Genomic DNA, 23,955 nt, shown 5'->3' on the forward strand with positions numbered 1-23,955 from the left:
CAGTATAATTTTTTACGCTGATGATTGTGCGCCGTAGAAACACGGGAAGTGTTGAAGCTGTGCAGTAGATGAGGGAGGACCCCTCGAGCCGGTTTGCAAGAGCAGGCTTCAAACAGCCATAAGCTGCTTTGGTAAGGTAGTGAGCGTTATGGAAAAGGCACAATTATGTGTCATGTGTGAAATAGAGAGACGAACGCAAGTGAACCACTGATGAAGTGTCGAAAGCGTAGAGACGACGTCAAAACCAGGGGGTAGTCGTTAACCTGGTACCGGGAGCTTGTTTACTGGGTAGCGGCATAGAGGTGGCGTGAATCTATTTTAGGCTATTGCATGGAACTACGGGAACCTGTCGTTTCGATGATAAGGGAGAAGTCCAAAGAGCTGATCTCTGAGGATGAGAGTACCGATGCGAAAAACAGGGGCGCGTAGTAGCGAAGGAGTTTCTGTAATGGAAATGGAGTGAAGGGATTTAGTTTTAATTGTTTTGTTAATCGTAATGGGAGGAATTAATGAATAAAACAAAGTCTTTTGATATACCAAAGCAACTGATTTGGAAAGCTTATAAACAAGTATCCAAAAATAAAGGTGCGGCAGGTGTAGATGAGGTCTCGATAACAAAGTTTGAGGAAAATCTAAAAGACAATCTATACAAACTATGGAATCGGATGTCATCCGGAAGTTATTTTCCAGAGCCTGTAAAAGCTGTAGCAGTACCGAAAGATACGGGAGGAGGACAAAGAATTTTAGGTGTTCCTTCAGTGTTCGACAGGATAGGGCAAACGGCTGCTTCTATGTATCTTGAGCCGCTAGTAGAGCCAAAATTCCACGAAGATTCATATGGTTATAGACCAAATAAATCAGCACTGGATGCGGTAGATACAGCACGCAAAAGATGCTGGAGGTACGATTGGACGATAGATCTTGATATATCTGGATTTTTCGACAATTTGGACCACCAATTGGCATTGCAAGCTATCAAGAAGCATACAGACTGCAAATGGATTATACTGTATGTTGAAAGGTGGATGAAAGCCCCTATTCAGCTAGCAGATGGCAGTAAGGTAGTTAGGGAAAAGGGAGTTCCGCAAGGAGGTTCTGTAAGCCCAATCATTTCTAACATATTTATGCATCATGCATTTGATATGTGGATGAGGCAAAACTACCCCACAATACCATTTGAGAGGTACGTAGATGATGCAATAGTGCACTGCAAAACCAAGAGACAGGCAGACTATATGAGGGAGGCAATCGAAAGAAGATTGGCACAATGCAAACTAAAGTTAAATCCTGAAAAGACAAGAATAGTGTATTGTAAGGATGACAGTAGGAGAGGTGAGTTTCCAACACAGAGCTTTGACTTTCTGGGTTACACGTTCAGACCTAGACTGGCAAAGAACAATAAAATAGGAAACTATTTTGTCTCATTTCTACCTGCAATTAGCAACAAAGCCAAGAAGAAGATTAGTCAAATCATAAGGTCATGGAGAATACACAGGCAAACATCAACAACTTTGGAGGAAATATCGAAGAAGGTAAACCCAATAGTCAGAGGCTGGCTATGGCAGGTTTTATAAATCGGAGATGTATACATCTCTCAGAAACATAGAGAGATACCTCATAAGATGGGTCAGGACAAAATACAAGAAACTTCGGGATCATGGAAGGCTAGCAAAGCAATTTCTAGGAAAAGTGAGAAAGAGGTCTCCAAATATTTTCTATCATTGGACACTTGGGTTAGGATCAAAAGGCTAAATAATGGGAGCTGTATAAACCGAGAGGTTTCCGTACAGTTCTGCGAGAGACTGGTGCATAAGTGTTGAAAGTATCAAAAATGGCGTGATATAAGATGATCGACAACATGTAAATTACCTCCTGATAGTAAAACAATTGAGCGTATAAAAGAATCATTAAGATCTAGTGTAAATTGCAATAATGCCATTTTAAATCCATGTAAATTGTTTTTAATTTTATAAACGAGAAACAGCAGGGCTGTAATAATAATCATATAAATATATACTTTCATTCCGTTCATGCTATGGCTCAAAAAGTGTTTATATCCAAGGTTTTGCTTTATAAATTTGAAGAATACTTCTATGTCCCACCTTCGCCTATACGCCTGTGCAACATCATAAGCAGGCATTGTAAACAAGTTAGTTAAAAACCTTATTTCATTTCCTGCCTTGTTTTTGATTTTTATCAAACGTAAGTTATGCTTTTCTGCAATTTTGCCCTGTGCGCGATAAAGATTAACTATTATATCTTCTAAAATTTCTGATCCATCTTGCTGTTGTCCTTGAATAACTTTACTCCTACTTACAACATCATGCTTTCTGCTTGTTTCAACTCTTGTTATAAATTTGTATTCCTTCTCATCAAACTCAGCAAAAGTTCCAACCTTTCTGATTCCCCTATCAAATAGCAAAATATCCTCTTTTTTAACTTTTGCTTCGTTGATTGCCCTTACCAGTGCTATGTCTTCACTACCTTCTTCTTGCCCTTTACAAAACCTTATACTTGTTGGCAATTGTCCTTTTAATCCCAGACTTACTTTGACTTATTACTTTGGTTACCTAACTTTAGTCCATCTTTTATAAGATACCCTGATAAATTTATGATTGTTGAATCAAATCTATGTAAATCATGTGACGTTTTTTTGGGCAACAATTTTTCAACTTTGTTTATCAGATCAATATATACTCCCTTAAAATAATCAGAACTTTTAACCTTTTCGACAAGCCACTTTATGTGACTGTACTTTTGTCATCATTTTTATCTATCACACACCTGTTTATTACCATTGCTAATGCTCTTAAGCTTGTTTTCTGACCCATTAATATTAACTTCATTAAGCCTTTAAATATGATTTTGCCCACTAACTTAGTATTGCATTTATCTATCTCACTTAATTTTCCTAGCCTTTCCAAATCCTTGTCTTTAATTAAGTTTAATATGCCTTCTATTTGATCCATTATTGCCTCCATTTTTCTGCAATAATAGCTCTTTATATCCTTTTTGTATTACTTTCAACACTTATGGAGGCTGGCGGGGAAGGTCCGCTGGTCTACTCTCCTATGATCACAAAATATCGGTGGCAGAGATATCAAGTATTACTGACAAATTACTGCCTGTAATCAATGAATGGCGGAGCCGTCCACTGCAATCAGTATATCCAATAGTGTTTATGGATGGGATGTTTTTTAAGATCAAGGAGGACGGACATTGCGTGAGTAAATGTATGTACAACATATTAGCAAAATGGCAGAAAAGAAGTACTGGGCTTTTATTTGGCTGAAAGTGAGGGAGCTAACTTTTGGTTGGGAGTACTAAATGATCTAAAAGAGAGAGAAGTAGAAGATATTCTAATTGCCTGCGTTGATGGGCTAAAAAGCTTTCCTGCAGCTATAAACAGCGTGTTCCCTAATGCGGAAGTACAGCTATGTATAGTGCATCAGATACGCAACTCACTGAAGTACGTGGCTAGTAAAGATGCAAAAAGTTTTTTGAGCGATTTAAAGAAGGTATATCAAGCTTCAAGCAGGGAAATTGCCGAGAATTATCTATTGGAATTGGGTGAAAAATGGGGCACAAAGTACCCTATGGTTTTGGCAGAATAACTGGGAAAATTTATCTGGTTACTTTAAGTATTCTGACCCAGTTAGGAGGATAATTTACACCACCAATCCCATAGAGGGGCTACACAGACAGATCAGAAAGTTCACTAAAACTAAGGGCTCGTTTACCAGCTTGTACAAACAGGTATATTGTGCTATAAAGAAAGTAGAGGAGAAATGGACGATGCCTGTACATGATTGGGCATTGACTATATCTCAGCTCGACATTTTCTTTCCTAACAGACTGAAAATTGAGTTAAACTAAAAATGCGGTTTGACACAGTTTATTTAACACTCCCAATGGCCTTGGCATCATTCTACCTTATCTAAAGCCATTTTATACCTTTTTATCCCTTCTGGGGAAACCTTTTTTCAGTTAGCTATAGATTACTTGTCTACCTTATTTGCCGTTCTCCTGAACGAATATACAGCAGCTATAAAAACTGTTTAATAGCCACCCAAAACCCTTATTTCCCACTCAAGTTCAACATTAAATTTATCCTTCACTGCATCTTTTACTCTGTTGCCAAGGTTTTCCAAGTCAGATGCAGTTGCATTATCGTAATTGAGCAAGAAGTTACAATGTTTCTTAGAGATTCTAGCTCCACCAATATTTAACCCTAGGCAGCCAGATTTATCAATTAACTCCCATGCTCGGTAGTTTTTTGGATTTTTGAATATGCACCCAGCAGTTTTTCCTCTCGTTGGCTGGCTTTTGTTTTTTTTATCGATAATTTCCTTTAACTTACTGAGTATAACCTCATGCTCTGAGTTTACTCCTTTAAACTCAGCTTCAACAAAAATCCAATTTCCTTTTAGGCTATGTCCACGGTAAAAATACCCCATTTCTTCGCTGGAGAACTCATATAGGTTTCCATCCTCTAGATTCACTGCTTTTATGGATTGTACAACGCTTGCGATGTCACTACCATACGCACCTGCATTCATTTCTATTCCGCCACCAACTGTTCCTGGAATTCCAACTAGAAACTCGAGTCCACTAATTTGTTGCTCTCCTGCAAAGTAAGCAAGGTTCCTGAGCAGCGCAGCTCCCCCAGCTACAATAGAGTTGTTACCCTTACTTTTAATATATGCAAACTCCTTACCTAATTTTACTGTTATTCCTCGAATGCCACTATCTCGTACTATTATGTTGGATGTTGCACCAATAACACTAACTGGCAGTTCAGTATTTTTAATCAAGTATGTTAAATCTTCAATATCACATGGTTTAAATAACACATCAGCTCGTCCACCGACGTTTAACCACGTCGCTTTAGACATTAAGATGTCATAACGATAGATTCCACGTACTTTAGGTAAGCTTATAAGCATTTTGATTTCAACTCTAGTCCTGCATTCATACCCATTTTCTCCGCATCTTCTATAAATGAAGTGCGCTCAGTGAAGTATATATTTTTTCCACTTGCTAACATACAACAAAGGTGTAGCATATTTTCGTTCACATATTCAGCCAAAGCTGCAAGTGGTGTAAAACATGAACCATTCACTGTCTTCATAAAACTGCGCTCTGATTTCACTCTTATAAAAGACATATTATTATTAATTTTCTCTAAAAGATCGATAATTTTTACATCATTCCTTCTACATTGAATACAAATCGCTCCCTGTCCCACTGCACTTAACATAACTTTTGGTGGCAATACCTCTGTAATTAAGTGATGCTTTTCTAATCTTATGAGTCCAGCTTCAGCCAAAATTATTCCATCAAAACTTTGATTTTGCAATCTAGTTGTTACATTTCCACGTAGCGGTACTATATTTAAATCTGGTCTAACATTTAACAACTGAACTTTTCTTCTTATTGAAGAAGTGGCAATAGTAGCCTGCTGTGGCAAAGACTCAAGGCTATTGTGTTTATGAGAAATAAACGCATCGCATGGACTTAGCCTTTCTAAAACACAAGGAATTGTTAAACCCCCTGAGAAAAACGCAGGCACATCCTTTAGCGAGTGAACTGCCATGTCTATATTATTTTCGAGCAATTCAGCCTCAATTTCTTTAATGAATAATCCTTTACCTCCTATTTCAGCAAGGTTTGCATTTGCATACTTGTCTCCGGAAGTTTTTATTTTAACAATTTCAATAGATAAGTTAGGAAAAGAATCCAGCAACTTTTGTTTTGCTTCCAAAGCCTGGGCAACTGCAAGCTTACTTCCTCTGGTACCTATTTTGACTAGCATGTGTACGATTGTTTGTCTGATGTCATTCAAGTAGCTGACTACTTGGATCCAGTTTAATTCATTATATAAACCTTTGCATTTATTGTACTTTAACTTAAAACCAAAAGCAACTTTGACTTTACAAAATAATAACCTTTTATATGCATAAATAAGCTTACTGGATTCTAGTGCCCTTTCTTGTCATCCAAGTAGCTGACACTGGTTCATTCTATAATGGTGTCATCCAAGTAGCCTTCTCTTCCTGTCATCCCAGTGCCCTGACTACTTGGATCCAGAAAAAAGGACGGTGTCATGACAAAAAAGGGAGCTGCTTGGATAACGCCCTTTCTAATGATATGGAATAAACACTTCCTAGTGGAGATCGCTTCAAATCATGCAGTTACGGTGCTTCTTTAAGAAGCACCACCTAGCTAATGTTTTTTGAAACTTTAGATCTATGATGTACACGTTCCTGTTGCTGCATCCCACTTTCCACCGTTAGCAGTACATCCTGCTGTGGTACAAGTCGTCTCTTTTCCTGTTATTGCCTTTACAACTGCAGGAGCACCAAAAAACACAGCAGTAAATGAACCGAATGCAAAAAGAGCTGGCCATGGCATTCTGCCAAATATTGCAAGCAAAGATTTGCAACGCTGTCACATAGCACGCTCCTACGGGCATGCTTGCACTGTACCTGGTGCTATTGCCTTTACAATCTTAGGAGCACCAAAAAATACAGCAGTAAACACACCTAATGCAAAAAGAGCTGGCCACGGCATTCTGCCAAATATTGCAAGCAATGCTGCACCTATTATCACTATCGTGATCATCGGCCCACCTAGGTCTTGAGTGTATTTTACTATACTGCATATTACTGTTGATGTTTCATCAGCATTTGCGTCAAACGCAAAGGAGAGAATTAACGCCACAAGTAGAAGAAATTTTTTCATTATGCCTCCTATAGTTCCTATTTCACTAGATTATCCTTCACTTTGATTAAGTTTGAGTAAATGATACAAGAAGTATCACTTACCCAATACTTTTATTTACACTTATACTTCCCTGATCCTACAGGGTCCTCTTGCAATGTTTTATTACCCGTACATGTCTCGCACTTACTTGCTGTGCCTGGTGCTATTTTTGAAACGACGGCAGGAGCACCAAAAAACACAGCAGTAAATGCACCGAGTGCAAAAAGAGCTGGCCACGGCATTCTGCCAAATATTGCAAGTAAAGCTGCACCTATTATCACTATTGTGATCATCGGCCCACCTAGGGTGTGAGTATAGCCCATTATTTTGCATATCACTGCTGATGTTGCATCTAGATCAGCACGCGCATCGAATGCAAAGGAGAGAATTAACGCCACAAGTAGAAGAAAATTTTTCATTATGCCTCCTATAGTTTCTATTTCACTAGATTATCCTTCACTTTGATTAAGTTTGAGTAAATGATACAAGAAGTATCACTTACCCAATACTTTTATTTACACTTATACTTCCCTGATCCTACAGGGTCCTCTTGCAATGTTTTATTACCCGTACATGTCTCGCACTTACTTGCTGTGCCTGGTGCTATTTTTGAAACGACGGCAGGAGCACCAAAAAACACAGCAGTAAATGCACCGAGTGCAAAAAGAGCTGGCCACGGCATTCTGCCAAATATTGCAAGTAAAGCTGCACCTATTATCACTATTGTGATCATCGGCCCACCTAGGGTGTGAGTATAGCCCATTATTTTGCATATCACTGCTGATGTTGCATCTAGATCAGCACGCGCATCGAATGCAAAGGAGAGAATTAACGCCACAAGTAGAAGAAAATTTTTCATTATGCCTCCTATAGTTTCTATTTCACTAGATTATCTTTCACTTTGATTAAGTTTGAGTAAATGATACAACTTGTATCATTTACCCAATACTTTTTACTGACACTTGTATACTCCATTTGCATCAGGCTTCAATGTTTGTCCACCAGTACATGTCTCGCACTTACTTGCTGTACCTGGTGCTATTTTTGAAACGACGGCAGGAGCACCAAAAAACACAGCAGTAAATGCACCGAGTGCAAAAAGAGCTGGCCACGGCATTCTGCCAAATATTGCAAGTAAAGCTGCACCTATTATCACTATTGTGATCATCGGCCCACCTATGCCGTGAGTATAACCAATTATTTTGCATATTACTGCTGATGTTGCATCTAGATCAGCACGTGCATCAAATGCAAAGGAGAGAATTAAAGCTACAAGTAGAAGAAAATTTTTCATTATGCCTCCGATAATTTCTATTTAACGCTGGATTATCTACCATTTCGATTAAATTTAAGTAAACGGTGAGGATTTTTTGCTTAAAAGTATCCTTTATTTCATTTAGAATACTTTTCTTGGTTCGTTTATATTACAGTGCTACAGAAATTTTACAGCATCGTTTATTGCCTTTATCGTGCTTTGATTGACACAATTCATAATGATGGAGTGGAGCATGCAGGGTATCTATCATTTTTAATCCTGTTATCGATATTCCCTTTTCTTATTGTTTTAATGGCTGTGGCGTCAACATTCGCAAATTTCTTAGACCAGTATAACATTGGCTGGGTATTTATCATTGATAACATGCCACAGGATATTTTGGCATCTTTGATGCCGCGTATCAGAGAGATAATATCAGGCCCGCCGCAAAGCTTACTAACTTTAGCAATTGTAGGCGCTGTTTGGACCGCCTCGTCAACAATTGAAGGGCTAAGAACAATATTGAACAAAGCTTATAAAGTTCCGGTTTCACCACCTTATATATTAAGAAGGTTGTTAAGTATACTACAATTTTTAGTGATCACGCTTATTATAACTCTAACTATAGTGTTCTCTACATTAGTGCCAATGCTAATTGATTTTTCCTATCAGGGGATTAGTTATACTAAATATCTCCTCATTGAATTTGTACTTTTCACAGTAGTCTCTTGGCTATATTTTATGTTGCCAAACATAAAACAAAATTTATCAGACGTCTTTCCTGGATCTTGTGTGGCTGTTATTCTTTGGACAATTTCTGCTTCAGCTTTCAAGCAATACTTAAAAGCTTCCTTTGATCAACTGAATTTGATATATGGAAGTTTAGGTGGTATGGTAGTGTCATTACTATTTTTTTATATGCTAAGTTTGATTTTTATATATGGAGCAAAATTTAATTTTCAGCTAAAATATTTCAATGAATCTCGCTAAGGAGAAAGAAATGGGTAAGTTAGAAGGTAAAGTAGCTTTAATCACCGGAGCTTCAGGTGAAATAGGCTCTGCTGTTGCAAAAAGATTTGTAAAAGAAGGTGCATGTGTGATTCTGATTTCAAGATCTCTTGATAATCTCAAGCCACTATATAATGAAATTGAAGAGCTTGAAGAATTTAAAGAAGGCTCTGTGAAATTAATTCAGCTTGACCTTTTAGACTTTGAGAATGTAAAGATACTGACAAACATGATAGAAAGTCTGAAATTATCAGAATCTGGAGCACTTGATATATTAGTTGCATGTACTGGAATTTTAGGCAAATTGAACCCTATTCACGACTGTGAGATTGAAGAGCTACAGAACGTAATGAATACAAATTTTACTGCCAATTGGTACTTACTAAAAAACTTAGATCCAATGCTAAAGAAGTCTAATGCTGGAAGAGTGATATTCATGACCTCAGAGGTGACACTTTCTCCTTCCTCTTATCCATATTGGATGCCGTATGCTGCAAGTAAAGTTGCACTAGAAATAATGGTGCAGATATATGCATCTGAGACAAAACATACAAAATTATGTGTAAATGCTGTATACACGAAAGGACCTGTGGGTAGTGAGCAGGCATTTCCTGGATCTGAATTGGTGTCACCTGATAAACTAACAGATAAATTTGTGGAGTTAGCTTCTAACGATTGCAGCGTATCAGGAAAAATCTTACCACTCAGCAAATCTCTCGAATAAATTACATATAGCTAACGACAATTTGAGAAGCCGTCATCCCGCTACTTGTTAGCGGGATCTAGAGATACCGCGGCAGTTGTAAGTTAAAAATATGTTATAAAAGAAACAAGAGGGAAGATAACTCTACTCACTATAGGAATAGCGGGCGTGTGCGACCGACGCGGCGTTGACAACCGTTTATATCAAGGTACACTAGCCCTCGATACGTTTGAATAGTTGCATGGGACATATGTATGCACCCGTTTACAATCTTAAATCAATAAACTATCGAGGTTATTAATATGGTTACATCTTATCAAAACTTTATTGGTATTGACATCGGAAAATTTAAAAATGTTGTTGCGGTTCACACACAGAAGAGTGTTGTCGAATTTGATAATAATGCTTCTGGTTGGCAACAATTGTTTAAAAAGTTTTCAGATATCTTACCTAATTCTTTAGTAACTTTAGAAAATACAGGGAATTGGTTTATCGCATTTTCTTATTGACAAGAATATCGCTGAGCTAATACCCAAAAGCTTTATCTTGTCTCACGGAACTTTAGCAAAATCTAGATGCAATGGCTCTTGCTCAGTATGCGTCATAGAACTCTTTCTCTATTTGTACCTACCTCTAAAGAACAATCAACTTTGTTTGTCAACGTCGTTACACAAATGAGGGCTCAAGAAAAATGTAGACTGGAAGCACCGGAAAATGACCATGTAAGGGAAAGTTGTCAAAAAACTATAGAATTCTTTAATAGTCAAATAGATGAACTCAATAATGCCATACAAAAAATCATTGATAAAAATCTAGAGTTATAGAAGCGCCAAAAAATTCTGAGAACAGTGCCAGGCAAAGTTATCTCAAGATTTTGTGTGTCTGATGCCAGAGCTTGGCTACTTAAACAGAAAAGAAGTAGCAAGTCTTGCTGGCGCATCCAAAAGAAAGTGGAAAAGTTATTGGTTATCGAAGAATAACAGGCGGTAGAAGCAATGTTCGTACTAACGGCTGCAATGGCTGCTGCAAAGTCCAAATCTGTTGTTTGATATAAAATTTTTCTATGATAAATTAGGGTGTTTATTGTCAAAAATGCATTTTCTAATTGAATAAAAATACAAAATTATAAACAAGAGTTGTAATAAAACTAAATTCAAAAAATTTAAAAAAAACATAGTTGATATGACGTAGGGAAACCTTTCTTGGGTTAGGTGTGCCGTAGAGACACAAAGAATGTTCAAGTAAGAGCAAACTAAGTGCAAAAGCTACGCAATAGATGAGGGTGGGCCCCTCGGAGCCGGTTTACAAGAGCAGGCTTCAAACAACCATAAACTGCTTTGGCAAGGTAGTGAGCGTTATGGAAAAGGCGCAATTATGCGTCATGTGTGAAATAGAGAGACGAATGCAAATGAACCACTGATAAAGTGTCGAAAGGAACTAGACGACGTCAAAACCAGGCTAACCTGGTATCGGGAGCTTGTTTACTGGATAGGTGGCGTCTGGCATAGAGGTGGCGTGAATCTATTTTGGGCTATTGCGTGGAACTGCGGGAACCTGTCGTTTCGATGATAAGGGAGAAATCCAAGGAGCTAAACTCCAAGGGTGAGAGTACCGATGCGGAAAACAGGGGCGCGTAGTAGTGAAGAAGTCTCTGTAATGGAGATGGAGCGAAGGGATTTAGTTTAGTTACTTGTCAACCAGAAATGGGATGAGCAATTGATTAAAACAGAGTCCTTGATTATGCTATAATTAGTAGCAAGGGCCGAATAATGGGAGCTGTGTGAGTCGAGAGGTTCATGCACAGTTCTGCGAGAGGCTGGCGGGGAAGGTCCGCCGGTCTACTCTCCCTATACCTGTTTTGCCACTCTTCTGAACGGATACTTTGAAAGTAGATCTATTATAGAATTGATATGAGCCTTATTTTACCTTAATCGTTTATAACCTTTGGCACTACGAAATACCCATGCTCAGGTTTTGTATTGGACAATATCTCTTCTTTAATGTTTTGAGAATTTATAACATCATCGCGTACATGAATGTCCTTGTCTATACTGCCATAACGCATAGGAGAAACACTTTCAGTATTAACTTGCAATAAAGTATCATGTATCCAATCCAGCATTGTCAGTTCTTTGGAGTAGTGATCAATCTCGTCATTTGATAACTTAATCCTTACAAGCTGTGCAATTTTAAGCATTTCTTCCTTGGTAATTGTTATTTTTCTCTTATTTGCAAATTCTATTAGTGAAGTAATAACGTCTTCTGTTGACTTAGCTGGCATCTTTACCTCCTTGGATGAAGTGAGTTAAAATATCTACGACCGAAACAACTTCTATTTTACCAGTTTTTTCAAGTTTGTGAAGTATGGTATCCGTAATCACTAATTTATCTAAAGAAGAGGAAGAAATTTTTTCAACTGCACTTCCTGAAAGCACGCCATGTGTGATGCATGAAATTACGGACTTTGCTCCGTGGCCTTTTAAAGCAAGGGCTACATTACACAATGTTCCACCAGAGTCAACTATATCATCAACAATGACACAATTTTTATTCGCAACTTCTCCTATTATGTTCATTACTTGAGATGTGCCTGCTTTCTCCCTATATTTATCTACTACAATAATCTTATCACTTAACCCTATCTTGTACTTTTCCTCTAAAGTCTTTGCAAAAGCACGTGCTCTGCCAATTGCTCCAACATCAGGTGCAACAATTGCCAAATTTTCCGTGTGTATACAGTCAACAAATGCTTCAAAGCAGTTCAAATTAGTTATCGGTACATCAAAGAATCCTTCAATTTGACTTGAGTGCAAATCAATCACTGCAACACTACTTGCACCTGCAGTTTGAATAAGATTTGCAACTAATTTGGCATTTAAAGCAGATTGCATATCATTGTTCTTGATAATTCTATCTTGCCTGCTATATCCATAATAAGGAATAATTACTACTATCCTTTTGGCTCCTAATCTATTTACTGCATCAATTATAAGCAAAAGCTCCATAAGGTTATCATTCACAGGGGGAGAAAGAGATTGTACTATATATACTTCTTGATTATATAGATCATTTGCTACTTCTACATTTACCTCGCCATCGGTAAACTTTGATATCTGAACAGAGGATGGTTGAACATCTAGCCGGTTAACTACTGATTCCCCTAATTCCTTACTAGCATTACCTATTATTATCTTCATAACGCACTAATTGAGTTTTTAAGATTATACAGAAATTATGAAATAATTGAAATGTAAGTTTCTTTATCTAGCATTCTTGTCGGCGAATTAGGTACCTCTTGTACAATGACCTGTCATTTTCACGCATTATTTCAATAAATAGGTCTAAATTGAAACAATTACACAAAATCCTGCTTTATATTTCAAGATAAATCGCTTTAATGAAATATAATTTACCTTACCACTTCGTTTTGATTCTTCAGTTCAACATAGGATAAATTACTCATACATTCTTCTAGTATTTCCTCCTTTTTATCATTACCTAGTCCACTGCTAAACCCCTGACACTTTTTCTCAAGAGCTAAGCGTGTAGCTATGATATACATTACTGTTTCAGGTGAGACCTTTGGTAATTCATTTCGGACTTTTTCTTGTTCTTCTTCAGAAAAATTACTGAGGTTTTCCCTGGCCATTTCAGGAAATTTTTGAGTAATCGTTTCTTTTATCATTCCACCAACTTCCTGTTTATTTAGTGTAATAACTACCGATGGATGCAAGCCAGATAAAGACTCAACCATTTTATTATATGTTCCACCAGCACAACTTTGACCGTGATTACCATAAGTTGTTGCTGCATCTATAAGACCTTTAATAAACATATCCTTTCTGTTTTTTATGTCCTCATTACTTAAAGGAATTTTTTGGTCTATCGTTCCTGTGTTTCTATCGTTGCAAGCTTTCCAACACAAAACAGCTGTTTGTTTTAGTGTTAATTTGCTATAACTATCTTTAAAACTATCTCCTGTTGTTTTATTAATAAACTCCAAGCATTTAAGCGCATGAGATTTTTCATCTTCTGTAAATTCGCTTGACTGCCTAATATACTCTTCAACTTCAGTTGTATTTCCTCTATTTAGTTGTGTATAGAATTCATCCTTACTTAGGTTCTCCTTATATTTTTCTATGAGTCTATCAACACTTAAATTTATACTAGAAACTGCACTTGGATCATGAGTAGTTTGTGCAACAAAAGGAAGAACATTAACTAAATCGTGCACGAGAAAGTGCCTTTCTTCTTCTGGAGCTTCTTGTATAAAATTAAAAACCTGCCGTATCTCCTCAGTGAGTGCTTGGTTTAGCAAACTTAAGAACAACATAGGCAGCACTAAAAGTATACAGGAAATAATAATACATACGGTTAAAATAGCTTGCAATATTACCCTAATGATATTTTTTGGCCAGGCCGATAATCTTGTTTCATTTTCTCCTGGTTTAAAAAAATAATCTACTAACCATGAATACAAAATGAACTGTACAAGAAAAAAGGATGGAGGAATCATACTTACCAGTAAAATTATGTTAATAAATTTTTTGATTTTACCAGTATTGTTATAAACATTTTGTACTCTTTCTCTTATAGCTTGTACTCTATTTTGCTGTTGATTATTATCTGCATCTGCTAACATATTATATTTCCTCTAAAGCGCCAGATCTAGTATATTATACCAATTCCCGCTATACAAGTAACGGATAGACAATAATGAAAAAAAGCCATACTGAATTAAGTAAAATAGCGAGGTTTAAATGGCATTAAGATCAAAATTATTGGATGAAAAAGTGGTTCACTAATAATGAGAATTGGTATTAGAAGCAATAGAAGAATCGATAAGGAAACTTGACAAAATGCTCTCAGAGCAAGGTAAAAAAGATGAGGATTGTAAATTATTAACTACTGCTTCAGGAGTTGGTATTATAGTAGCAATGACATTTAAAGCTGCGATCATATAGGTTTGAAACATCTTATACAGTTGGAGCCTATATGGGCAAAAAGTACGCTTCTGGAGAAGTTGACCGACATGGTAGTATATCAAAAATGGGTCCCATGGAATGTAGAAGTATGTTGTATGAAGCTGCACAAGTCTTACTTACAATCAGTAGGAAAAATTTCAAGTTGAGAAGCTGGGGTTGCGAAGAAAAAAGGGATGAAAAAAGCAATTGTAGCAGTAGCAAGAAAATTAGCTGTAATTATGCATAGAATGTTAGTCAATAAAACAGAATTTTGTTATTAGAAAATGTAGGAGGAGCATGAGTGCGCCAAGCAAAGTGCGTAAAGTCCAGTTGGTGAAAATCCAGGCAAAGCCTAGCCAGCAGCCTGGAACAAACCACTATGCTGCGCAAGGTAACGAGCGTAGTAAAGCTAGTGGAATGGACAACGCAGGGTACAACGAAAGTGAAGGTAATGAGTCCCGAAATTCTCGATGAAATAGAGGTCGACACTTTTCATGTAGTGGAAGACAGCAAGAAGGGTAACAATAAGGCAAGTTATCACTCACTCTATCGGGATCTGAGGCCGTATCATGTGTTGAGATGGAGTTTTCGTAAACTTGGGAGATCCTTTGCATTCCTATTAAGGTACGTTGGAACAAAGGCGAGGACTGACGGAAGATGCAAAGGAAGTCGGACTGACTGATAGTACTCAGCAACTGAATTAGGCACACCTCAGGGGGGAATAGTAAGTCCTATACTAGCTAATATATACTTGCATTATGTACTGGATTTGTGGTTTGAAAAGAAATTCAAGCCAAGATCTAAAGGTTATATGGAGCTAGTTAGGTATGCAGATGATCACCTGTTTTGCTGCGAAAGAGAAGAAGATGCTAAAGAACTCTTAGAGTCGCTGAAACAAAGGCTAGGAAAATTTGGACTGGAAATATCTGAAGACAAAACAAGAATAGTAAAGTTTGGCAAAAAGGAATAAGGGAGAAACGAAAAACGGAAAGTTTCAACTTTCTAGGATTCACCCATTATGGTACAAAAAGTCGTAAAGGTAGAGTAATGATAGGTCATAAAACCTCGAAAGAAAGTCTATCTAGAAAACTTAAAGAAACCAAAGAATGGGTGAAAAAGATCCGAAATAAGGTTCACCTTAGAGACTGGTGGCCAGTACTTAAAGCAAAACTAACAGGGCACTATAACTACTTCGGAGTTAGCGGAAATTACCGTTGGTTGAATAAATTCTTCTGGCAGATAATCAAGCTAGCGTATAAATGGATAAACCGACGTAGTCAGAAGAAGAGTATGAATTCAAAGCAATTTACACACTATCTACAAGTTAATCCATTACCAAAACCAAGAATATGCTACTCATTATATACAAAATAGGAAATGCTGTGAATACTACATTGTGGAGCCGTGTGCGGGAAAGCTGCAAGCACGGTTCTGGTGGGGGAGTCATAGCGATAAAACTTAATCAGGAGGATTTAAAACTATGACTTCTACCAAACAACAATAATTTTACTCAAGGTAGTAATGCCGATGGAAGGGATAAGCAAGATTGCAGAGTGAAGCTTAGACTTCGTAAACAACATGTTGCCGTCCACTTCCGCCTAACAAGTATAGTGCAGCTTGGCTAAAATATAGACTAGCCATATCAGACCGCGGAGAGAACCATGGAAGCGTGCTACTTTAATCTATGTAAAATTATTAAAGATTATGGAGGAAATATGCTATTTTGATTTGTGTAAAAATTATTGTTGACTCATGCGCAATTAGAGAACTCTGCAATGCCTCTTATTTGATTCACTAATAATGAGAATTGGTATTAGCTATAGAAAACTTGTATAGATTTTTTCTACTTCTGTGATATCATAAGCCTGTAATGATAAAATAAGCAAATATGGATAAGTCAGCGTATGAGATCATAGAACATGAGTATGATGTGGTAGTAGTGGGTGCAGGTGGAGCAGGGCTCAGAGCAACGCTTGGGATGGCTGCAACTAATTTTTCAGTTGCCTGCATTTCTAAAATTTTTCCTACACGAAGTCATACAGTTGCAGCACAAGGCGGAATTAGTGCAGCTTTAGGTAATATTGGTGAAGACGATTGGCGCTGGCATGCATATGACACAATAAAAGGTTCAGACTGGCTTGGTGATCAAGATGCAATAGAATATATGTGTAAAAACGCTGCTAAAGCTGTTATTGAACTTGAAAATTTTGGCGTACCTTTTTCCCGTACAGAAAATGGCAAAATATACCAGCGCTCTTTTGGTGGAATGACAACTCACTTTGGTAAAGGAAAATCAGCTCAACGCACTTGTGCGGCGGCAGATAAAACTGGGCACGCAATCCTTCACACTCTATATCAGCAGTGTCTTAAATTCAACGCTGAATTTTTTGTTGAATACTTTGTGATTGATTTAATTATGGATAGCGAAACCGGAGCATGCTGCGGAGTTCTTGCTTGGTCGCTATGCGACGGCACATTACATAAATTTCGTGCGCATAAAGTGGTGTTAGCAACAGGTGGATATGGACGTGTTTATTTCTCTGCAACAAGTGCGCATACCTGCACAGGTGATGGTAATGGCATGGTAGTAAGGGCTGGATTACCACTTGAAGATATGGAATTTGTACAATTTCATCCAACAGGAATATATGGCTCAGGGTGCTTGATGACAGAAGGGTGCCGTGGTGAAGGGGGATATCTTGTTAATTCTCAGGGCGAAAAGTTTATGGAACGCTACGCGCCAAAAGCAAAAGATTTAGCTTCCCGTGATGTGGTAAGTCGTGCAATAACAATTGAAATTAGAGAGGGAAGGGGAGTTGGACCGAAAAAAGATCACATGTATTTAACTATAGCACATCTTGATCCGGAAGTAATAAAACTCAGATTGCCGGGCATCAGCGAAACCGCAAGAACTTTTGCTGGAGTTGATGTCACTAAAGATCCAATACCGGTCATTCCGACTGTTCACTATAACATGGGTGGCATTCCAACCAATTATCATGGAGAAGTGATCACGCTGAAGCAAGGTAAGGAAGAAGTGGTAGATGGACTATTTGCAATTGGAGAAGCTGCGTGTGTCTCTGTGCACGGTGCAAATCGACTTGGTTCTAACTCGCTTCTTGATCTTGTGGTTTTTGGTAGAGCTGCAGCACTCAAAGCAAAAGAGAAACTAAAATCCTGTACATCACATAAAAAATTGAGCTCAGATTGTACAGATTGGATAATAGATAGGTTTAATAAAATGCGATTTGCTTCTGGAAAGTTTAGGGTGGCAAAAATACGCAGCGAAATGCAGAACACTATGCAAAAGTACGCATCAGTGTTCCGTGTTGCTGAAGTTTTAGAAGAAGGTAAAAAAGCTATAAAAAAGGTAGCAAAAATGATGCCTGATATTTCACTTGAGGATCGCAGTATGATGTGGAACAGTGATTTAGTTGAAGCACTGGAGCTTGCTAACATGATTCCACAAGCGGTTATTACCATGGAATGCGCAGCCAATCGAAAGGAGAGTAGAGGTGCCCATGCTCGTGAAGACTTTCCTGAACGTGATGACAAAAACTGGATGAAGCACACTATAGCGTGGCTCGAAGAAAAGAAAGGTCAAATTAACGTAAAAATTGATTATAAAAAAGTGGCTGAAAAAACTCTGAGCGATGAGATTGACTTCATCGCTCCGGAAAAGAGGGTATACTAAACTAGGAAACCTTCAACTCATCTGCGGGAGATTTTGTTGATGTATCTTTTATTTTACTTTTTGGATGCTTTGTCTGTCGGTCATTGTCAGTAGGGTTCTTTGTTTTATTAGTTAATTTCTCAAAACGTTTCTTAACACCACTAAACCCTAAAGTGAGAGCAAGACATGTAGCTATAGCAATAGCTGCGAGGAATAAAGCTGCAAGGGCTCCAATGTAACCCCGAGAGAGACCATATGCTACAGCTGAAATGAAAATAACCGTTGTTATGGATATTAATGTTTGACGGGTTCTCTTTGCTGGATCTATGTACTTTCCAGCAGCAAATACTGCTTTTCCTGTAGTAGATGCTGCTTTCCTTATGGAAGAACCTGCTCTTTCAATGCCAGACTGACATTTTTTTAAAGGAGTTTTACAGTGGTATTCTTCCTCAAGTTCCTCTTTCAATTCTCTAGCTTTTTCTTGTGCTTTATGCGGAGTCTTCGGATAATCTTTTAAACCACATAAAGTTAGATAATACTTTCTAGTATCAAATGCTTGACCTTCCAACTCCAGAGAACGGGGATCAGCGCCCATTTCTAGCAGCATTGCACAAAACTTCGTTGTATTGCTATAACTAACCGTTGGATCAAAAATTTTTCCTTTCTTTAGATATTTAATTCCTCCTTTCCTCGCTTTTGTTTTCAGCGCCACTTGTAGAGGCGTGTTTTCTTTCTGGTTGGTAGCATCTATAGCTTCTCTCAATTTATTTTGAGATATCACTCCTTTTTCTACTAAATTCAAAATCAACTCCAAATATGCAACTTTTTGCTCTCCTTTAAGTAAAGCAATATGATGTAAAGCATTGTTGCCATTTGTGTCTTTCAGGCTAATATCCGCCCCTTTTTGTAGTAACTCCTCAAAAAGTTTTTTATCATTATTTTCAATTGCTGAATGTAATTGATAATTATCATTACTATCTGGAGTATTTATGGTATACTCTATAATTTCTTTGGTTTTTGTTTCTGTATTGGTTTTTATTTCTGGCTTTAATTTAGATTTCTTTCCTTGCTCTGCTAATTTTTCTAAGAAATTACGGTAGTATGTCTTTTGCTCTTCTTTTAAGTATTGTAATTTTTCTTCAAACAACTGCAAATCATCAATATTTGCTCCTAATTTGAGCAATTGTATAGCAGATGCTATTGTATTGTCGTAGTGTGGTATAATAAGTTTTTTTAAAGGTTTTCTAGGTGTAAAACTATGTTTTTCTTTTGTTACTTTACTAAGTAACAATGCTTGCAGTGGTGTTTGACCGTTGCCATTTTTATCGTTTACAGCTTTTTCAAGTTGTGCTTTAAGTTGCTCTTTTCCTTCCTTCTTACTCACATCTAGTACTGTATTTAAGAAATAAAACTTTTGTTTTTTCTCTAATTGTGTAACTATTAGGTGTAAAATATTATTTTCCTTTTCATCTTTTACACTGCTAATATCCGTGCAATTTTCTAGATATTCTTCAAATTCCCTTTGATTCCCATTTTTGATTGCTTTGAATATTGGCCGTTCCTCATCAGTATATTGAACACTGCTGTTCATTATTCTGTTCTCTACTTCTTGGTTTTCATTTGCTGTGTGGGAAATTGGTATACCCGAAATGTGGTCTTTCTCATCAGCATCTTCAGCTTCGCTGCTGTTGCCGCTTTCAATTCCACTGTCTTCACTGTTACCCGTTCTCTACTTCTTGATCTTCGCTTATTGTGTTAGCACTACTGATTGAATGCTTCTTACTAGCGTCATGATCATCTTCAGCTTTGCTACTGTTGCCGCTTTCAATTCCACTGTCTTCACTTTCTATACTCCCTCTACGACTTTGAGCAATGTTATTAGAAAGATCCTTATTGCTGCTCTGGCTAATAATTTCTGAAATTACTTGTTCTATCTTCTCTTTTTTTATTTCCTCTAGTTCTTTTGACTGTTTGATTTTTTCTTTCAATACTGGAAGGAAGCGTTGAGTATAATAATACTTATAATATTTTTCTTGTTCTTCCGGTAATTCTCCTAATTTGGTCAATACTTCGGTTAATACCTTAGGACTAGCCCCTTTCTTGAACAGTCTCTTGCATTCTTTGAGAGTCCCGTCTTTCTTAATTTCTGGGTATAGGTGTTCGTGCTTTTCTCTTGTTACTTTTTCCGTTATAATGCTCAATAATTTATTGTTGTGTACTAAAGGTGTAGAATTTTCTTTTGTCATACCAAAGCCTCGCTAAAAATTAACTATTTGTGTATCTTTGTAGTTGTAGGTGTTAACAATTTGAGATTGAGAACTAACAACTAAAAAACTAGATTTAAATTTTAAAATGTTATATATGTAATCGAAATATAGGCGGAAGAGCGTTTCTGCTAGTATCATAGTTAAACCTCACTTCAACGATTATCTACTATTTTAAATGTTTAGTTTTAAGAAAGGGTGAATATTTATAGAACGTTCCCTACTAGCTTATTCATGAATTGACGTAGTATTGATACATCGCTCATTTTAGTAGCTGGGTTTTCTGTATATTCTGATTGACTTGATGATTTTTGCACCTCTTGCTCTTCTAAATCGTTGGACTTATTTTCTATATCCTTAACAGAGTTATTGCATTGTGTATCATTTTTTGGTGCGTTATCTTGAAGTGTAAGTTGCTTTTCTTCAGTAAACTTTCCTTTAATTTTTCCAAATCCTTCATAAATATTTTCTAAATTCAAGTAAATAAGATAACAAACTCCAATAACTGCTATAATAGATGAGGCAGTTGCAATTGTAATACTTCCTTGAGAAGCGCTGAATATTACCGCACAGGCTAAAGCAGTAAATACAAGCGTTGTCACTACTTTACAAACAACATTATTGACATACTTCACAATATCGCGTGCTTTTAACTTCTTGCCAAAATTGCACTTCAGTTCAGTTCTCATATCATCTGGAATAAGCGCTCTACCCATTGATTTCTCTATTCCTTTTATAATTTTATAATACTCTTTGCTCCATAATCTTTCGGGTAGTATTAACTGCTTTGGGTCAACACCATTTTGCACTAATTTTACACAGAACTTGATCGTGTTATCACGGCTCTTAGGATTGACCAAATTATGTTTATCTTTTGTCGTCTTAGTAATTAGCGCTACTTGTAGTGGTGTGCGTTCTTTTTCGTTAGTGGCGTTTGCAGCTTTACTAAATTTCTCTTTTTCCACCGAATTTAAAATCAACTTCAAACATGCAACTTTTTGTTCTCCTTTGAATGAAGCAATATAGTGCAGAGCATTTTTTCCATCTTTATCTTGCACAGTAATATCTGCACCATTTTGTAGAAATAGTTCTAGGGTTTCATACCTTTTAGTTTTTTCAAATTTTCTATCTGTACATGATCGATCCTCATTCTTTCCTTTTATATGCTGAAGCAGCTGATGAAGAGGTGTTAATCCTTCCCTGTTAGTAGTATTTACAGCATCATCTTTATCTGAAATCAACTTCAAACATGCAACTTTTTGTTCTCCTTTGAATGAAGCAATATAGTGCAGAGCATTTTTTTCATCTTTATCTTGCACAGTAATATCTGCACCATTTTGTAGAAATAACTCTAAGGCTTTATACCTGCCAGTATCCTTAAATTCTTTTTTTACTACATTTTTTATTTTATGTTTCAATGAAGGTTCTTTACTCTTTTCTTGTATGCGCTGGAGTACCAGATGGAGCGGTGTTTGCCCTTCTTTTTTATCATTTACAGCTTTTATAAATTGTTCTTTTTGGCTTGCTTTTAGCAATATATTGAGAAGTTTAAGTTTTTGTTTTGTTTCAGGTTTAACAATCAAGTGTAAAGCATTATTACCATCTGTGTCTTTAAGGCTAATATCTGCCCCTTTTTGCAATAACTCTTCAAAACGTTCTTTATCATTATCTTTAATTGCTAAATGTAATTGATAATTATCATTACTATCTGGAGTATTTATGGTACGTGGTATAATTTCTTTAATTTTTGCTTCTGTATTGATTTTTATTTCTGGCTTTAATTTAGATTTCTTTCCTTGCTCTGCTAATTTTTCTAAGAAATTACGGTAGTATGTCTTTTGCTCTTCTTTTAAGTCTTGTAATTTTTCTGTAGATAATCCTAAATTATCAGAGCTGGCTCCATGCTCTAACAATTTTGTAAGAAACTTAAGTGTGTTATCATTATTTTGGATCGTATGAGACTCATGTTTTTCTTTTGTTATCTTGTTAATTAGTGCCACCTGAAGAGCGTCCTGATTTTTACTATCAACAAGTTGTGCTAAATCTTCCTCGGTGACCGTTTTTATTAGGGTACCCAGAAACTTGCATTTCTGTTTCTTTTCCAACGACGCAATGAGGTGTAAAATATTATTTCCTTTTTCATCTTTTATGCTGCTAATATCCGTGCAATCTTTGAGATATTTTTTAAATTTCCTGTTATTTCCATTTTCGATTGCTTTTAATAATTGAACATTATTATGCGTTACTTTATGATCGTTTTCAACATCGCTACCGTAGCCACTCTCTGTTTCACTGTCCCTACGATCATTTTGGTTACAATATCTGCTATTACAAGTAATTTTTAAAATTATTTGCTTTACTCGATCTTTTGTTTCATTTGGTATTTTTTTCGATCGTTCTATTGCTTTATCTAGCACTGGAAGGAAGCATTGGACATAATACCTATAATATTTTTCTTGTTCTCTAAGTGATTCTTCTAATTTAGTTAATACTTCAGAGCTAGCACCTTCCTCAAATAACCTTTTACACTTCTTGAGGGTTCCATCTTGACCTCTTGGTTTTTCACGCTTATGTTCTTCTTTTTTTGCCTTTCTCTCTATAGTGCCATACAATTGCTCGTCTTTTCTATCCTGCTCTCGCTCTTGCTTTTTATTTTTATCTATGCATTCGTCTAATTTATTTGCATTAGTAGTTAGTGCGCTTAGATCTATACCCATACTAAAACCTCAATATTAAAAGCTGCGTATCTTTTGGCTGTAAGTATTAATATTTTTTTCTACTTAGACTAACAACCAAAAAGTTGAATTTAAGATTCAATTTTTTTAATTAAGTCAAACGTTGTATATAGCTAACGAAGCCCACTTCTGTCATCCTATGGCTTGACCATAGGATCCAGTTTAAAAAGATCTGGATTCCAGCGTCACGCGCTGGAATGACAACTTAAGATATCGCCTATAATTAACCATAAACATATTTCGGTAAACCTAAGTTACTTTTAGCTATATGTAGTTGAAATACAGATAGAAAGGCAGGTAAGAAGGCAGAAAATTAATTTCTGTGAGAAAATTTGCCGTCATAGTTGAACCTCACTTGAACAGTTGCTACTATTTTAACCGTTTAATCTTAAAAAATAATAAATATAGCTAAAGTGAGTAACTGCAAAACGTGCTACTAGCTAAAATATAGCTAAACTGACTTACGATAATTTGAAAAACAAAAATTCGTCATCCCGCTACTTGTTAGCGGGATCTATACCGCGAATGAATCCACAACTGTACGAACATTGCAATATGGGCCTACCAGAAGGGCAATACCTCTTATCC

Annotated in this window: 24 protein-coding genes and 2 pseudogenes; 11 read left to right on the forward strand and 15 right to left on the reverse strand. The window is 36.7% G+C overall.

What is annotated here, in order from left to right:
- Positions 1 to 509 precede the first annotated feature (509 nt).
- Positions 510 to 1,574 carry a group II intron reverse transcriptase/maturase gene (gene ltrA, locus ABWU58_RS03645; RefSeq protein ID WP_353283644.1) on the forward strand — a complete coding sequence of 355 codons (1,065 nt, stop codon included), beginning with the start codon at positions 510 to 512 and terminating at the stop codon, positions 1,572 to 1,574.
- 7 nt (positions 1,575 to 1,581) lie between these two features.
- Entirely contained in the window at positions 1,582 to 1,752 is a 171-nt protein-coding gene (locus ABWU58_RS03650; protein ID WP_245970122.1) for a hypothetical protein, read from the forward strand.
- 73 nt (positions 1,753 to 1,825) lie between these two features.
- On the opposite strand, the gene ABWU58_RS03655 is transcribed toward ABWU58_RS03650, so the two are convergent.
- Entirely contained in the window at positions 1,826 to 2,524 is a 699-nt protein-coding gene (locus ABWU58_RS03655) for an IS4 family transposase (protein ID WP_353282850.1), read from the reverse strand.
- A gap of 217 nt (positions 2,525 to 2,741) precedes the next feature.
- Positions 2,742 to 2,969 (reverse strand): hypothetical protein, encoded by a 228-nt coding sequence (locus ABWU58_RS03660; protein WP_353282963.1) that lies wholly within the window; start codon positions 2,967 to 2,969, stop codon positions 2,742 to 2,744.
- A 101-nt stretch (positions 2,970 to 3,070) separates the two neighbouring features.
- Here ABWU58_RS03660 and ABWU58_RS03665 point away from each other — a divergent pair.
- Positions 3,071 to 3,876, forward strand: a pseudogene (locus ABWU58_RS03665) (IS256 family transposase); the annotation flags it as partial.
- Between the two features lie 182 nt (positions 3,877 to 4,058).
- On the opposite strand, the gene murB reads toward ABWU58_RS03665, so the two are convergent.
- The 7 genes from murB to ABWU58_RS03700 all read right to left on the reverse strand — a co-directional run bounded on the left by murB (position 4,059) and on the right by ABWU58_RS03700 (position 8,059).
- Positions 4,059 to 4,946: a UDP-N-acetylmuramate dehydrogenase gene (gene murB, locus ABWU58_RS03670; RefSeq protein WP_353283645.1), complete on the reverse strand. Its 888-nt coding sequence runs from the start codon at positions 4,944 to 4,946 to the stop codon at positions 4,059 to 4,061.
- Positions 4,937 to 5,815 carry a hydroxymethylbilane synthase gene (hemC, locus tag ABWU58_RS03675; RefSeq protein WP_353283710.1) on the reverse strand — a complete coding sequence of 293 codons (879 nt, stop codon included), beginning with the start codon at positions 5,813 to 5,815 and terminating at the stop codon, positions 4,937 to 4,939. The genes murB and hemC overlap by 10 nt, the downstream gene beginning before the upstream one ends.
- Positions 5,816 to 6,249: 434 nt before the next feature.
- Positions 6,250 to 6,414 carry a hypothetical protein gene (locus ABWU58_RS03680; protein ID WP_410542047.1) on the reverse strand — a complete coding sequence of 55 codons (165 nt, stop codon included), beginning with the start codon at positions 6,412 to 6,414 and terminating at the stop codon, positions 6,250 to 6,252.
- A 51-nt stretch (positions 6,415 to 6,465) separates the two neighbouring features.
- The gene (locus ABWU58_RS03685; RefSeq protein WP_353283646.1) at positions 6,466 to 6,744 is read right to left on the reverse strand and encodes a TrbC/VirB2 family protein; all 279 of its coding nucleotides are present in this window, start codon (positions 6,742 to 6,744) and stop codon (positions 6,466 to 6,468) included.
- Positions 6,745 to 6,836: 92 nt separating this feature from the next.
- On the reverse strand, positions 6,837 to 7,184 hold the full coding sequence (locus ABWU58_RS03690; RefSeq protein ID WP_353283647.1) for a TrbC/VirB2 family protein: 348 nt from the start codon (positions 7,182 to 7,184) through the stop codon (positions 6,837 to 6,839).
- A 92-nt stretch (positions 7,185 to 7,276) separates the two neighbouring features.
- Positions 7,277 to 7,624: a TrbC/VirB2 family protein gene (locus ABWU58_RS03695; RefSeq protein WP_353283647.1), complete on the reverse strand. Its 348-nt coding sequence runs from the start codon at positions 7,622 to 7,624 to the stop codon at positions 7,277 to 7,279.
- A 93-nt stretch (positions 7,625 to 7,717) separates the two neighbouring features.
- Complete coding sequence (locus ABWU58_RS03700) at positions 7,718 to 8,059, reverse strand: TrbC/VirB2 family protein (protein ID WP_353283648.1); 342 nt, start codon at positions 8,057 to 8,059, stop codon at positions 7,718 to 7,720.
- A gap of 135 nt (positions 8,060 to 8,194) precedes the next feature.
- Between ABWU58_RS03700 and ABWU58_RS03705 the strand changes: the two genes are divergently transcribed.
- The 3 genes and pseudogenes from ABWU58_RS03705 to ABWU58_RS03715 all read left to right on the forward strand — a co-directional run.
- On the forward strand, positions 8,195 to 9,010 hold the full coding sequence (locus tag ABWU58_RS03705) for a YihY/virulence factor BrkB family protein (protein ID WP_265015758.1): 816 nt from the start codon (positions 8,195 to 8,197) through the stop codon (positions 9,008 to 9,010).
- Positions 8,997 to 9,752: an SDR family oxidoreductase gene (locus ABWU58_RS03710; protein WP_353283649.1), complete on the forward strand. Its 756-nt coding sequence runs from the start codon at positions 8,997 to 8,999 to the stop codon at positions 9,750 to 9,752. Before ABWU58_RS03705 ends, ABWU58_RS03710 begins: the two co-directional genes overlap by 14 nt.
- Before the next feature lie 281 nt (positions 9,753 to 10,033).
- Positions 10,034 to 10,777: pseudogene (locus ABWU58_RS03715) on the forward strand (IS110 family transposase); the annotation flags it as partial.
- A gap of 881 nt (positions 10,778 to 11,658) precedes the next feature.
- Here the strand turns inward: ABWU58_RS03715 and ABWU58_RS03720 are convergent.
- The 3 genes from ABWU58_RS03720 to ABWU58_RS03730 form a co-directional block, all read right to left on the reverse strand.
- Positions 11,659 to 12,012, reverse strand: a complete 354-nt coding sequence (locus tag ABWU58_RS03720) for an aspartyl/glutamyl-tRNA amidotransferase subunit C (protein WP_353283650.1) — start codon at positions 12,010 to 12,012, stop codon at positions 11,659 to 11,661.
- Entirely contained in the window at positions 12,002 to 12,928 is a 927-nt protein-coding gene (locus ABWU58_RS03725; protein WP_353283651.1) for a ribose-phosphate diphosphokinase, read from the reverse strand. Before ABWU58_RS03725 ends, ABWU58_RS03720 begins: the two co-directional genes overlap by 11 nt.
- A 212-nt stretch (positions 12,929 to 13,140) precedes the next feature.
- Positions 13,141 to 14,373, reverse strand: coding sequence for a hypothetical protein (locus tag ABWU58_RS03730; RefSeq protein WP_353283652.1), 1,233 nt, complete (start codon positions 14,371 to 14,373; stop codon positions 13,141 to 13,143).
- Positions 14,374 to 14,545: 172 nt separating this feature from the next.
- On the opposite strand from ABWU58_RS03730, the gene ABWU58_RS03735 reads away from it, so the two are divergent.
- The 5 genes from ABWU58_RS03735 (at position 14,546) to sdhA (ending at position 18,389) form a co-directional block, all read left to right on the forward strand.
- Positions 14,546 to 14,695 (forward strand): hypothetical protein, encoded by a 150-nt coding sequence (locus tag ABWU58_RS03735; protein WP_353283653.1) that lies wholly within the window; start codon positions 14,546 to 14,548, stop codon positions 14,693 to 14,695.
- On the forward strand, positions 14,682 to 14,942 hold the full coding sequence (locus ABWU58_RS03740) for a transposase (protein ID WP_353283711.1): 261 nt from the start codon (positions 14,682 to 14,684) through the stop codon (positions 14,940 to 14,942). The genes ABWU58_RS03735 and ABWU58_RS03740 overlap by 14 nt, the downstream gene beginning before the upstream one ends.
- A gap of 50 nt (positions 14,943 to 14,992) precedes the next feature.
- Positions 14,993 to 15,169, forward strand: coding sequence for a hypothetical protein (locus ABWU58_RS03745; protein ID WP_353283397.1), 177 nt, complete (start codon positions 14,993 to 14,995; stop codon positions 15,167 to 15,169).
- Positions 15,170 to 15,446: 277 nt separating this feature from the next.
- Complete coding sequence (locus ABWU58_RS03750; protein ID WP_353283654.1) at positions 15,447 to 15,665, forward strand: reverse transcriptase domain-containing protein; 219 nt, start codon at positions 15,447 to 15,449, stop codon at positions 15,663 to 15,665.
- 918 nt (positions 15,666 to 16,583) lie between these two features.
- Positions 16,584 to 18,389 carry a succinate dehydrogenase flavoprotein subunit gene (sdhA, locus tag ABWU58_RS03755; RefSeq protein ID WP_353283655.1) on the forward strand — a complete coding sequence of 602 codons (1,806 nt, stop codon included), beginning with the start codon at positions 16,584 to 16,586 and terminating at the stop codon, positions 18,387 to 18,389.
- Position 18,390: 1 nt separating this feature from the next.
- Here the strand turns inward: sdhA and ABWU58_RS03760 are convergent, their stop codons facing one another.
- The 3 genes from ABWU58_RS03760 to ABWU58_RS03770 form a co-directional block, all read right to left on the reverse strand.
- Positions 18,391 to 19,959, reverse strand: coding sequence for an ankyrin repeat domain-containing protein (locus ABWU58_RS03760; protein ID WP_353283656.1), 1,569 nt, complete (start codon positions 19,957 to 19,959; stop codon positions 18,391 to 18,393).
- A 127-nt stretch (positions 19,960 to 20,086) separates the two neighbouring features.
- Entirely contained in the window at positions 20,087 to 20,614 is a 528-nt protein-coding gene (locus tag ABWU58_RS03765) for a hypothetical protein (protein WP_353283657.1), read from the reverse strand.
- A 224-nt stretch (positions 20,615 to 20,838) separates the two neighbouring features.
- Positions 20,839 to 23,349, reverse strand: a complete 2,511-nt coding sequence (locus ABWU58_RS03770; RefSeq protein ID WP_353283658.1) for an ankyrin repeat domain-containing protein — start codon at positions 23,347 to 23,349, stop codon at positions 20,839 to 20,841.
- Positions 23,350 to 23,955: the final 606 nt, after the last annotated feature.

The sequence above is a fragment of the Wolbachia endosymbiont (group A) of Pogonocherus hispidulus genome (assembly GCF_964028195.1).
In the GTDB taxonomy this organism is placed as follows: Bacteria; Pseudomonadota; Alphaproteobacteria; order Rickettsiales; family Anaplasmataceae; genus Wolbachia.

Coding starts and splice junctions, on each gene's coding strand:
- ltrA (WP_353283644.1), top strand. CDS start 510: ATGAATAAAACAAAGTCTTTTGATATACCAAAGCAACTGATTTGGAAA.
- ABWU58_RS03650 (WP_245970122.1), top strand. CDS start 1,582: ATGTATACATCTCTCAGAAACATAGAGAGATACCTCATAAGATGGGTC.
- ABWU58_RS03660 (WP_353282963.1), bottom strand. CDS start 2,969: ATGGATCAAATAGAAGGCATATTAAACTTAATTAAAGACAAGGATTTG.
- murB (WP_353283645.1), bottom strand. CDS start 4,946: ATGCTTATAAGCTTACCTAAAGTACGTGGAATCTATCGTTATGACATC.
- hemC (WP_353283710.1), bottom strand. CDS start 5,815: ATGCTAGTCAAAATAGGTACCAGAGGAAGTAAGCTTGCAGTTGCCCAG.
- ABWU58_RS03680 (WP_410542047.1), bottom strand. CDS start 6,414: ATGCCATGGCCAGCTCTTTTTGCATTCGGTTCATTTACTGCTGTGTTT.
- ABWU58_RS03685 (WP_353283646.1), bottom strand. CDS start 6,744: ATGAAAAAATTTCTTCTACTTGTGGCGTTAATTCTCTCCTTTGCGTTT.
- ABWU58_RS03690 (WP_353283647.1), bottom strand. CDS start 7,184: ATGAAAAATTTTCTTCTACTTGTGGCGTTAATTCTCTCCTTTGCATTC.
- ABWU58_RS03695 (WP_353283647.1), bottom strand. CDS start 7,624: ATGAAAAATTTTCTTCTACTTGTGGCGTTAATTCTCTCCTTTGCATTC.
- ABWU58_RS03700 (WP_353283648.1), bottom strand. CDS start 8,059: ATGAAAAATTTTCTTCTACTTGTAGCTTTAATTCTCTCCTTTGCATTT.
- ABWU58_RS03710 (WP_353283649.1), top strand. CDS start 8,997: ATGAATCTCGCTAAGGAGAAAGAAATGGGTAAGTTAGAAGGTAAAGTA.
- ABWU58_RS03720 (WP_353283650.1), bottom strand. CDS start 12,012: ATGCCAGCTAAGTCAACAGAAGACGTTATTACTTCACTAATAGAATTT.
- ABWU58_RS03725 (WP_353283651.1), bottom strand. CDS start 12,928: ATGAAGATAATAATAGGTAATGCTAGTAAGGAATTAGGGGAATCAGTA.
- ABWU58_RS03730 (WP_353283652.1), bottom strand. CDS start 14,373: ATGTTAGCAGATGCAGATAATAATCAACAGCAAAATAGAGTACAAGCT.
- ABWU58_RS03745 (WP_353283397.1), top strand. CDS start 14,993: ATGAGTGCGCCAAGCAAAGTGCGTAAAGTCCAGTTGGTGAAAATCCAG.
- sdhA (WP_353283655.1), top strand. CDS start 16,584: ATGGATAAGTCAGCGTATGAGATCATAGAACATGAGTATGATGTGGTA.
- ABWU58_RS03760 (WP_353283656.1), bottom strand. CDS start 19,959: ATGAACAGCAGTGTTCAATATACTGATGAGGAACGGCCAATATTCAAA.
- ABWU58_RS03765 (WP_353283657.1), bottom strand. CDS start 20,614: ATGACAAAAGAAAATTCTACACCTTTAGTACACAACAATAAATTATTG.
- ABWU58_RS03770 (WP_353283658.1), bottom strand. CDS start 23,349: ATGGGTATAGATCTAAGCGCACTAACTACTAATGCAAATAAATTAGAC.